At 40.1% G+C, this 10,326-nt stretch carries 11 protein-coding genes; 6 read left to right on the top strand and 5 right to left on the bottom strand.

What is annotated here, in order from left to right; translation table 11 throughout:
* The coding region (locus AC33VI_RS22245) for a protein adenylyltransferase SelO family protein (protein ID WP_491784451.1) at window positions 1-906 on the bottom strand (906 nt) is incomplete at its 3' end.
* Window positions 907-929: 23 nt separating this feature from the next.
* Here AC33VI_RS22245 and AC33VI_RS22240 point away from each other — a divergent pair.
* Window positions 930-1,451, top strand: a complete 522-nt coding sequence (locus tag AC33VI_RS22240; RefSeq protein WP_491784450.1) for a GNAT family N-acetyltransferase — start codon at window positions 930-932, stop codon at window positions 1,449-1,451.
* A gap of 58 nt (window positions 1,452-1,509) precedes the next feature.
* Here AC33VI_RS22240 and AC33VI_RS22235 read toward each other — a convergent pair whose 3' ends face one another.
* The 4 genes from AC33VI_RS22235 to AC33VI_RS22220 form a co-directional block, all read right to left on the bottom strand.
* Window positions 1,510-2,133 carry a cysteine dioxygenase family protein gene (locus AC33VI_RS22235; RefSeq protein ID WP_491784449.1) on the bottom strand — a complete coding sequence of 208 codons (624 nt, stop codon included), beginning with the start codon at window positions 2,131-2,133 and terminating at the stop codon, window positions 1,510-1,512.
* Window positions 2,134-2,196: 63 nt separating this feature from the next.
* Complete coding sequence (locus tag AC33VI_RS22230) at window positions 2,197-2,520, bottom strand: hypothetical protein (RefSeq protein WP_491784448.1); 324 nt, start codon at window positions 2,518-2,520, stop codon at window positions 2,197-2,199.
* Between the two features lie 40 nt (window positions 2,521-2,560).
* Window positions 2,561-2,782 carry a tautomerase family protein gene (locus tag AC33VI_RS22225; protein ID WP_491784447.1) on the bottom strand — a complete coding sequence of 74 codons (222 nt, stop codon included), beginning with the start codon at window positions 2,780-2,782 and terminating at the stop codon, window positions 2,561-2,563.
* A 323-nt stretch (window positions 2,783-3,105) separates the two neighbouring features.
* Window positions 3,106-4,233: an AbrB family transcriptional regulator gene (locus tag AC33VI_RS22220; protein ID WP_491784446.1), complete on the bottom strand. Its 1,128-nt coding sequence runs from the start codon at window positions 4,231-4,233 to the stop codon at window positions 3,106-3,108.
* Window positions 4,234-4,841: 608 nt separating this feature from the next.
* Here AC33VI_RS22220 and nifB point away from each other — a divergent pair.
* The 5 genes from nifB to AC33VI_RS22195 form a co-directional block, all read left to right on the top strand.
* A complete protein-coding gene (gene nifB, locus AC33VI_RS22215) occupies window positions 4,842-6,275 on the top strand; it encodes a nitrogenase cofactor biosynthesis protein NifB (protein WP_491784445.1) in 1,434 nt (477 codons plus the stop codon).
* Between the two features lie 140 nt (window positions 6,276-6,415).
* Entirely contained in the window at window positions 6,416-7,618 is a 1,203-nt protein-coding gene (gene nifS / locus AC33VI_RS22210; RefSeq protein ID WP_491784444.1) for a cysteine desulfurase NifS, read from the top strand.
* Window positions 7,619-7,685: 67 nt separating this feature from the next.
* Entirely contained in the window at window positions 7,686-8,603 is a 918-nt protein-coding gene (nifU, locus tag AC33VI_RS22205; RefSeq protein ID WP_491784443.1) for a Fe-S cluster assembly protein NifU, read from the top strand.
* 241 nt (window positions 8,604-8,844) lie between these two features.
* Window positions 8,845-9,717 (top strand): nitrogenase iron protein, encoded by an 873-nt coding sequence (gene nifH, locus AC33VI_RS22200; protein WP_491784442.1) that lies wholly within the window; start codon window positions 8,845-8,847, stop codon window positions 9,715-9,717.
* A 66-nt stretch (window positions 9,718-9,783) separates the two neighbouring features.
* Window positions 9,784-10,326, top strand: a 543-nt coding sequence (locus tag AC33VI_RS22195; RefSeq protein ID WP_491784441.1) for a nitrogenase component 1, incomplete at its 3' end; no start/stop codon positions are given.

Genomic DNA, 10,326 nt, shown 5'->3' with positions numbered 1-10,326 from the left:
GCGACAAGCACCAGGTTGGTTGCGATAACTATATCTACCCTGGCGATCGAATGTAGCAGCAGTATAAGTAGGATTATAGGTGTCAATAAAGGCATAAGGACCATAATCAAAGCTTTCTCCTGTAATGGACATATTATCGGTATTGAGAACCCCATGACAGAAGCCCACAGCCATCCACTGTGCCACTAATTTCGCAATCCGCTGTACTAATTCCTCGTAAAAGCGAACATAACTATCTGGTTGTTGCCATAAATGAGGATAATAATATTGAATTACGTGGTCTAGTAATTGCTTAATTAAATCGGGGCGATCGTAATATTCTAGGCGTTCAAAAGTACCAAAGCGTAAATGAGAATTGCTAAGGCGCACCATAACCGCACCCCGAACCTTTTCTCCATCTCTAGTAAAAGCTTCTGTTTCAATCAAACTCAAACACCGAGATGTCTTGACTCCCGCAGAATGTAACGCTTCTGCTGCTAGAACTTCTCTCACTCCACCTTTTAAGGTTAAGCGACCATCTCTAGACTGGGAATGAGGAGTTTGTCCCGATCCTTTAGTACCAAAATCGTATAGTTGCCCGTCAATTCCCCTTACTTGACCGTAAAGAAACCCCCGTCCATCACCTAAATAGGGATTATATTGACCGAATTGATAACCATGATAGCGGAGTGCCAAACAAGATTGACTACCATTAAAACGACCGCCAAAATCAATAAAATCCTCGTCTGTAACTGTAGCTGGATCTAAACCGAGAATTGGCAGTAGCTTATCATTACGAAAGCGCAAACTGCGTTGAAAAAATTTAGCAGGTTCGACGCGATCAAAATATTCTTTACCGAGGGATTCTAAAGCAGTTTCGTATTTAAGATTAAAAAGAGGGTTACTGTTTGATTGTCGATCGTTCAAAATAATTTTATTAAATAAAATAGATGTTAATTGAAACAGAGCGTTTAATTCTAAGAAAGTTTAGCGAATCAGACTTTGAGGACTACTGGCAAATCTTTTCTCAACCAGAAGTCACTTACTTCATTGGGAATGGAAAAGCCATGACCAAATCTCAAGCTTGGATGAGCATGGCTACTATTTTCGGACATTGGCAATTACGAGGCTATGGTATTTTGGCAGTTGAGGAACGGTTTAGTAAAGTGGTTGTGGGTAGAATTGGATTTCTCAATCCTGAAGGATGGCCTGGATTTGAACTAGGTTGGATTCTTAATCGTAATTATTGGGGAAGAGGTTATGCCACTGAAGGAGCAAAAGCCCTACTTGACTATGGTTTTAGAGAATTAAAACGCGATCGCATAGTAAGTTTGATTCACCCTGGTAATACTAGATCGATTCGAGTCGCGGAAAAATTGGGAGAAACACTTCAAGATAAAACAGAAGTTTATGGTAAGGAAGTTTTAGTTTACGGAATCGATCGACCCGCTTTTGAGATGACTAATCACTAACTAATAACTAATTTTGAGATGACTAATCACTAACTAATAACTAATAACTAATAACTAATTAAAAATGTTTGGCAGTCTGCTTTTCAATATCAAACTGAAATCGTTTATTACCAAAGGTTTCCCCATATAAATTAAAAGTTACAGTTGGTTCTTCTCCTACTGCTTCAATGCTATGAATGGCATCGCTAGTGAAGCTGATGATATCTCCTGGTTCGATAATTCTTTCCCCAACGCGATCGATTTTATCGGGAAATTCGTTGGTAGGATTCCGTTTCCAAAAGGTGTTTTTCTGTTTACCCTCTAAAACCATGACGATCCCCCAAGTGCCATGATTATGAATCTGAGAACTAGTTCCTGGCAAATTCATTTCGGTTTGAATAGTCATGGGAAATCCCAATTCATCGTATAGCATAGTGACAGAAACTCCAGTTTTTTGGTCTGGTTCGGGTAGGCGAGTTTTAACTGTGTAGCAGTTAAGCACTAGTTTCCTAACCAACATTCGCAATCCCGATAAAAAAGTTTCTTCATCTCTGCCTTCGATCGCAGCCAGTCTGGTAATATCCTCTACTTCCGTTAAAAACCGATATAGACGATACTCTTCGGCTAATAAATCCCACTCCCGCACTGATTGACAAAGACAGCAAATACCATCTTCTTTAACCAGCCAATCTGCTGTTTTCATTTTATTTATCCTTTGTTTCTTGACCCATTAACCCCTAACGGTACGGACGAATAGGTCGTGTCTCTACCGATTAACAACTAATGAACGTTCCGAGCGCAATATTTCAGCAATACTTTCGGGCATTTCTTCTAATCCTGTTTCGCTTTCCGTTGCTTTTATGGGTGAAACAAAGGTAAAGCAAGGATCGCAATCTTTGGTTTCATCGTAAACTTGAATTATCCATTTATCGGGCAATCCTTCTACGCCAATTTCTACAACATACCAGCGATTATCTACGCTATGGGAACTTAAAGGTACGAAAAAATCGCGATCGTCTTCAGGAAGTTCATAATCTTCTAAAAAAAATTCTAACGCCATCTTTTCGGCGCGTTTTGCAGTTAAATCCATAATGAATAACAGTAATTAATAAATAATTAATGATTAACAACTAACTACCTGTAACTTTTTCCCGATGTCTGCCTGAATGCTTATCAATATGTAGTTCTCCGCCAACTGCCCAATTTTCTCGACTAAACTCATCGATGTGAACTGTTACCCATTCGGGCTTTGTGCCTAAACTAGCAACGATGGTATCGGTAACTGCTTTGGCTAGTTCTCGTTTTTTTTCTACGGAGTGTCCGTCGGCAATTTGAATAGTGACAAATGGCATTACACTTCTCCCTAATGAGAAATTATTAATTCTACAACTCGAAACAAATCTTGAATTTTTTGTTACCAAGATTTAAAGTGAAATCGTCTCTTATTGAACATTTTGAGTAACTAGCAACTAGAAATAACTAGCAACTTGGGTTACTGTATTAAAATTAGAACCGCTACATACTGGGTTTCATACTAAAAACTTAGCTTCTTAATATTTATATTTTTAGTAGTATTAGCTACCAATTAATCTAATTGACTTTAATATATAGAATTAATTAATTATTTCCCCCTTAACCAACCCTAATAGATTAATTTTTTGTTTGTTAAGAGTAATTAATGACCACCAGACTTTCCTTCCCAACGACGAAACAAAAATATCCACAAAGGTAAGGACAAATTCAAAGCCATCAAGCGCACCGAATGAGCCACTGTCACTACTTCTGGATTATGGTTGAGGGCTAATGCTACCAGAATCATTTCCGTCGAACCTCCTGGGGCAGTTACCAGCATACAGGTAAGCCAATCCCAAGAAGTAAAAAAGGTCGCAATGATTGCAGCAACAAATCCACTAGCAATGGTCATAGCGACAGAAATAAAAGCATAAACAATATTTTTACTGGTAATGTTTACGCGATCGCTCCAAGCTTCGCCCACAGTAATTCCAAGTAATATTTGACCGATTAAGCTAATAAATTGGGGTGGTGTAAAGCTAAAGTTATTAAAAATAGAAAAATGAGAAATTGCATAATTAAACCCAATACCTACAATTAATGTGCCAAAAAATGAAGCTGCGGGGATACGTAATTTAGTTGCTATTTTGAACCCGAGCCAAGCTACGATCGCCACTAAAATAAAACAGAATAAATAACTCGGATTACTCTTAATGGCATAATCTGCGAGCGCCATAGTTTCACGTTCGACAGTGCGATCGGATATGCCTGCGATTAAAGGAATAATTAAAATAACGCTGGTAATTCGCAGGGTTTGTACCATCGCTACCAAAGAAACATTGCGGTTGTATTCGGCAGCAATCCCAGACATGGTGGCAACTCCTCCAGGTACGGTAGCCAGCATAGCATTGAGGAGATTTGTATGACTGATACGGGAATAGAAAAAACCTATACCGCCACCACATAGCAACATAAATAAAGTCAGAAAGATAAATAAGGGCAAACGAGAAGATGCAGCCAGTAAATTACTATCGGCGATCGCAAAGCCAATGGATAACCCTACCATTGCTTGTCCGATTTTTCTGCCTGTTTGATTTGGTTTAAATGTTTGATGAGATATGAGTTGATAAGTTTTAATGACTAATACTCCTGCACCCATCCCGCCAAAAATCCAGGCAATGCTACCCAAACCCAAACGAGCGATCGCGATACCTAAAAATAAAGCGACAATTATTTCCAGGGTTACAATCCCCAATCGAGAAACTTCTGCTGTTTTGATCTTTCTTTTCATACCCTAATTTTAATTCTGACTGGCTATTTAAACGAGCAAGTTAAAAATTTTGTCGGGTTAATTATTTGTCACTAAAATAATTTATCGCTAAAATAGTTAAAATAGATACAGAAACTTTTTTTGTTGTTATATTAGTAACATTATTGCTAATAATTTAAAAGATCTATTTTTTGAGTTCTAATCCGATTGAGTGCAATAATTTTTTTGGGCAATAAGTTACCAAACCTCTTGCTATTTATGATCTTCATTTTTGAAAAAATAGATTTTGAAAATACTAGAGTCTTAAGAAATAAATACCAGTCACTAACCGCTTAAATACTAACTACCCCACCCCACTTAAAAAAAAATCTCGACCATAGGCAAGGGTTTGAGGGGATGAGTACATCTTAAGTAATCTAATAAAACTAATAGAGTGCAGATTTTCGATTGTTACTAAATCTCAGTGATATAACTTTTATAACGTCATCAGTCACTAGTCATTAGTCATTAAGTTATTTAGAGATACAGAAATAGACAAATAAATAACTAAGGACACAAGGCGAATGGACGAACAAGTAAAGAACAGAGAAGAACAGACAAATCATTAAATAATTGCGGAACTCAACTCAATGTCATCAACTACCAGCACCACCCTAACTACGGAATCAACGAAAACGCTAAAGAAGTCTGACAAAGGCTGTGGATGCAGTTCTACTAAGCCTCAACCAGCACTAGACCCCAAAATCCAAGAAAGAATTGAAAAACATCCCTGTTATAGCGAAGACGCACACCATCACTATGCACGGATGCACGTGGCAGTAGCACCAGCTTGTAATATTCAGTGTAATTTTTGCAATCGCAAGTATGACTGTGCCAACGAAAGTCGTCCTGGAGTAGTTAGCGAACTGCTTACACCCGAAGAAGCAGCTCACAAAGCATTGGTAATTGCTGGCAAAATTCCCCAAATGACAGTTATGGGTATTGCTGGTCCTGGAGATCCTCTAGCTAATCCCAAGCAAACTTTTCGTACTTTTGAATTAGTAGCCGATAAAGCACCAGATATTAAATTGTGCTTATCTACTAATGGTTTGATGCTCCCCGACCATGTAGAAAAAATCAAAGAACTAAATGTCGATCACGTCACCATGACTATTAATATGGTTGACCCTGAAGTCGGCACTAAAATCTATCCTTGGGTACGCTACAATCGCAAACGTTGGAAAGGAGTAGAAGCCGCTCAAATCCTGCACGAACGTCAGATGGAAGGCATTCAGGCACTACAAGAGAATGATATTCTCTGCAAAGTCAACTCCGTCATGATTCCAGGAATTAACGACGAACACTTAGTAGAAGTAGATGAAGTGATTCGTTCCAAGGGTGCATTTCTCCACAATATAATGCCCCTAATCTCTGCACCAGAACACGGTACTTACTTTGGGTTGACAGGACAGAGAGGTCCTACACCAAAAGAATTAAAAGCTTTACAAGACAGTTGTTCTGGCAACATGAAAATGATGCGCCACTGTCGTCAGTGTCGTGCCGATGCTGTGGGTCTATTGGGTGAAGATCGTTCTCAAGAATTTACTAAAGAAAAATTCTTAGAAATGACTCCCGAATACGATCTAGAAAAACGCCAAGAAGTTCACGCAGATATAAGTAAAATTAAAGATGCGATGAAAGCTGCTAAAGCCGAACGGGCAGCTAAGACAAAACCCAGAGGTGAAAAAATCTTGGTTGCTGTTGCCACAAAAGGTGGTGGCGTAGTCAATCAACACTTCGGTCATGCCAAAGAATTTCAAATATTTGAAGTTGATGGTGTAGAAGTCAAATTTGTCGGACACCGTAAAGTAGATCATTACTGTCAGGGTGGTTACGGCGAACAAGCGACTCTTGACAATATCATAGGTGCGATCGCAGACTGTAAAGCAGTACTAGCGTTCAAGATTGGCGACTGTCCTCAAGAAATGCTACGCAACGCTGGTGTAGAACCATTCCAAGGCTATGACACCATCGATAAGGTTGCGTTGAAATATTACGAAGAAAAGTTTGCTGTTAATGCTTAACAGTCAATAGTTGGTCATTAGTTAATTAGTCATTGGTTATTCTTTAACTGCTAATGCCAACTTGTGAGAAGAAATCCAAAACAGACGACCAATGGCACAACACGAAGAATAAACAACCAAGGATTAGAAATTGAAGACAAATGACCAACACCATTTATCTTGATAACAACGCTACCACAAAAATAGATGAAGATGTATTAGCAGCAATGCTACCCTACCTGACTATCTATTATGGTAATCCTTCCAGTATGCACACCTTTGGCGGACAAGTTGGTCGCGTAGTTCGCCAAGCCAGAACTCAAGTGGCTGCTTTATTGGGTGCTGAAGAATCGGAAATTGTTTTTACCAGTTGCGGTACTGAAGGAGATAATGCAGCTATCCTAGCAGCACTCAAAGCTCAACCCAATAAAAAACATATCGTTACCACTGAAGTCGAACATCCAGCAATTCTCAATCTTTGTCGCCGACTCGAAAGAGATGGTTATACTACTACTTATCTTTCAGTTAACAGCAAAGGACAGATCGATTTTGACGAACTAGAAGCCTCTTTAACTGGCAACACCGCAGTGGTTTCTGTGATGTATGCTAACAACGAAACAGGTGTCATCTTTCCCATCGAACAAATTGGGCAGATAGTTAAAGAATATGGCGCGATCTTTCATGTTGATGCAGTGCAAGCTGTGGGTAAAATTCCCCTCGATATGAAAAATAGCACCATTGATTTACTAACTCTTTCTGGACATAAAATTCACGCTCCCAAAGGAATCGGTGCTTTATATGTGCGTAAAGGTGTGAGATTTCGTCCTTTATTAATTGGCGGACACCAAGAACGAGGACGTAGAGGTGGCACAGAAAATGTCGCGGGTATAGTTGCGTTGGGTAAAGCAGCAGAATTAGCTCAGGAACACCTACCTGGTGTGGTTTGGGAACAAAGATTGCGAGATAAACTCGAACGTGGCATTCTCGATGCAATTCCCAATACAGCAGTTAATGGTGACCCAAATAATCGCTTACCCAACACGAGTAATATTGGCTTTAAATTTATTGAAGGGGAAGCAATTTTACTTTCATTAGATGGCTTTGGTATCTGTGCTTCGTCTGGTTCTGCCTGTAGTTCAGGCTCTTTAGAACCTTCCCACGTCCTGAGAGCTTTAGGATTGCCCTACAGTGTATTGCATGGTTCGATTCGCTTTAGCTTGTCTCGATACACTACCGAGGCAGAAATCGATCGCGTCTTAGAAGTTCTCCCTGGCATAATCGATCGCCTCCGCGAACTTTCTCCCTTCAATAGCGATGATGCGGACTGGCTGCAAGAGCAAGAACAAGCCGTACTTGCTAAATAAAAAATTGTAAGGGCGAACGGCGGTTCGCCCCTACCGATAACTACTAACTACTAACTGGTAACTGAAAATGTGGGACTATACCGACAAAGTAATGGAACACTTCCATAATCCCCGCAATCAAGGGACGATTAAGGAAAAAGAGGAAGGAGAAGAAATTGTTACGGGACAAGTAGGCAGTATTGCTTGTGGAGACGCTCTCAAGCTGCATCTCAAAATTGACGAAGCAACTCAAACCATTAAAGATGCTACCTTCCAGACTTTTGGTTGTGCTAGTGCGATCGCCTCTTCTTCGGCTCTAACTGAATTGCTCAAAGGCAGAAAAGTCGATGAAGCGATGAAGTTAACCAACAAAGAAATTGCTGAGTCTCTAGGCGGTTTGCCCGAAGAGAAAATGCACTGTTCGGTAATGGGGCAGGAAGCATTAGAAGCTGCAATCTATACCTACAAAGGGATTCCCCTAGATACCCACGAAGAAGATGAAGGAAATCTTATATGTCGTTGTTTTGGTGTCTCTGATACAAAAATCAAAAGAATTATTCGCGAGAATGAACTTACAACTGCAGAGCAAGTAACTAACTATGTTAAAGCAGGTGGGGGCTGTAGTTCTTGTTTACCAGATATTGACGATCTGATTGAAGAAACGATCGCCGAACAAACACAAATTAAGGCAGAACAAGAAAAAAGTCTGGAAGCAGCAAAAGCGATGGCGACTGCCAAACAAGATTCAACAACTCAACCAACCAGGACTCTTACCAACCTACAAAAAATCACCCTTATCCAAAAAGTAATCGATTTAGAAATCCGACCTATTCTGGCTGAAGATGGCGGAGATATGGAACTATTCGATATTGATGGCGATGTCGTCAAAGTAATACTAAAAGGTGCTTGTAGCGGTTGTGCTTCTTCCACAGAGACTTTAAAACTAGCGATTGAAGCAACTTTGCAAGATAGAGTATCCCCCACATTAACGGTGGAATCAATCTGAAGCAGGTAGAAAAAATTAAGTTTTATCTACTGCCTATTATCCACAATCAACCAATAAAAATCATGCTATTACCCAACCATTATAATTGCGGAGAACGATCGCCACCAAAGCTGATTTAGTCATTAGGGATCTTTTATTTCGATACTTGCGATCGACACTCAACATATAACTACTAGAAACTAATGACTAAAGACCAATCAAAAAGAATCATTGACCTCTAACAATTTAACGAGAAATCATCATGAGACAGATTGCATTTTACGGTAAAGGCGGAATCGGTAAATCTACTACTTCTCAAAACACCATTGCTGCCCTTTCAGAACAATTAAGAGTCATGATCGTTGGTTGTGACCCTAAAGCAGACTCCACTCGCTTGATGCTGCACACTAAAGCTCAAACTACTATTCTCTCCCTGGCAGCAGAAAGAGGTGCAGTAGAAGACATAGAACTAGAAGAAGTATTGCTAACTGGCTATAACAACGTGCGTTGCGTTGAGTCTGGTGGTCCCGAACCAGGTGTAGGCTGTGCTGGTCGTGGTATTATCACTGCCATCAACTTTTTGGAAGAAGAAGGTGCTTACGAAGACCTAGATTTAGTCTCCTACGACGTACTTGGGGACGTTGTCTGTGGTGGTTTCGCAATGCCTATTCGTGAAGGTAAAGCTCAAGAAATCTACATTGTCACCTCTGGTGAGATGATGGCAATGTATGCAGCTAACAACATCGCTCGCGGTATTCTTAAATATGCCCAGTCTGGTGGTGTTCGTTTAGGTGGTTTAATCTGTAACAGTCGTAAAGTTGACCGTGAAGTCGAATTAATCGAAGCTTTGGCTGACAGACTTGGAACTCAAATGATTCACTTTGTTCCTCGCGACAACGTAGTTCAAAGAGCAGAATTACGTCGGATGACTGTAATTGAGTACGAACCCGATCATCCTCAAGCTCAAGAATATCGTACTTTAGCTGACAAAATCGCTAACAACACCAACTTAGTAATTCCCACTCCCATCACTATGGATGAACTTGAAGAATTATTGGTTGAGTATGGATTTATGGATTCTGATGCAGAATACCAAAAAGCACTTGAAGCAGATAAAGCTGCTGCCAAAGTCTAATTCATTAAAGGGTATAGCATTGCTATGCCCTGGAAAAACCTGCTCGCTAAACAAGGGGAGAATACCATGACATACATAGAAGACAACAAAAAACTGATCGAAGAGGTCTTAGAAGCCTATCCAGAAAAGGCAGCTAAAAGACGTTCTAAGCACCTCGATGTTTACGAAGAAGATAACTCTAAGTGTGGTGTAAAATCTAACAAAAAATCAGTTCCTGGGGTAATGACCACTCGTGGTTGTGCTTATGCAGGAGCAAAAGGGGTGGTTTGGGGTCCTGTGAAAGATATGGTTCACCTTTCTCATGGTCCTGTGGGTTGCGGTTACTATTCTTGGTCTGGTCGTCGTAACTATTATGTGGGTACTACTGGAGTTGATACCTTCGGTACTATGCAGTTTACTTCCGATTTCCAAGAAAGAGACATCGTTTTTGGCGGTGATAAAAAACTAGCCAAACTAATTGATGAATTAGAAATTCTATTCCCTCTGAGCCAAGGAACTACCATTGAATCAGAATGTCCCATCGGTTTAATTGGGGATGATATTGAGGCTGTTGCCAGACAAAAAGCTAAAGAAACTGAAAAACCAGTAGTTCCTGTACGCTGCGAAGGT

It is taken from the genome of Waterburya sp., assembly GCF_058530065.1.
The sequence above is the reverse complement of the archived record's forward strand: the minus strand, read 5'-3'. Positions and strand labels throughout refer to the sequence as shown.

Bases quoted from the DNA above. Each gene is read 5' to 3' on its own strand.
- nifS (WP_491784444.1), top strand. From the start codon at position 6,416: ATGACCAACACCATTTATCTTGATAACAACGCTACCACAAAAATAGAT.
- AC33VI_RS22230 (WP_491784448.1), bottom strand. From the start codon at position 2,520: ATGGATTTAACTGCAAAACGCGCCGAAAAGATGGCGTTAGAATTTTTT.
- AC33VI_RS22235 (WP_491784449.1), bottom strand. From the start codon at position 2,133: ATGAAAACAGCAGATTGGCTGGTTAAAGAAGATGGTATTTGCTGTCTT.
- nifU (WP_491784443.1), top strand. From the start codon at position 7,686: ATGTGGGACTATACCGACAAAGTAATGGAACACTTCCATAATCCCCGC.
- AC33VI_RS22225 (WP_491784447.1), bottom strand. From the start codon at position 2,782: ATGCCATTTGTCACTATTCAAATTGCCGACGGACACTCCGTAGAAAAA.
- nifB (WP_491784445.1), top strand. From the start codon at position 4,842: ATGTCATCAACTACCAGCACCACCCTAACTACGGAATCAACGAAAACG.
- AC33VI_RS22240 (WP_491784450.1), top strand. From the start codon at position 930: ATGTTAATTGAAACAGAGCGTTTAATTCTAAGAAAGTTTAGCGAATCA.
- nifH (WP_491784442.1), top strand. From the start codon at position 8,845: ATGAGACAGATTGCATTTTACGGTAAAGGCGGAATCGGTAAATCTACT.
- AC33VI_RS22220 (WP_491784446.1), bottom strand. From the start codon at position 4,233: ATGAAAAGAAAGATCAAAACAGCAGAAGTTTCTCGATTGGGGATTGTA.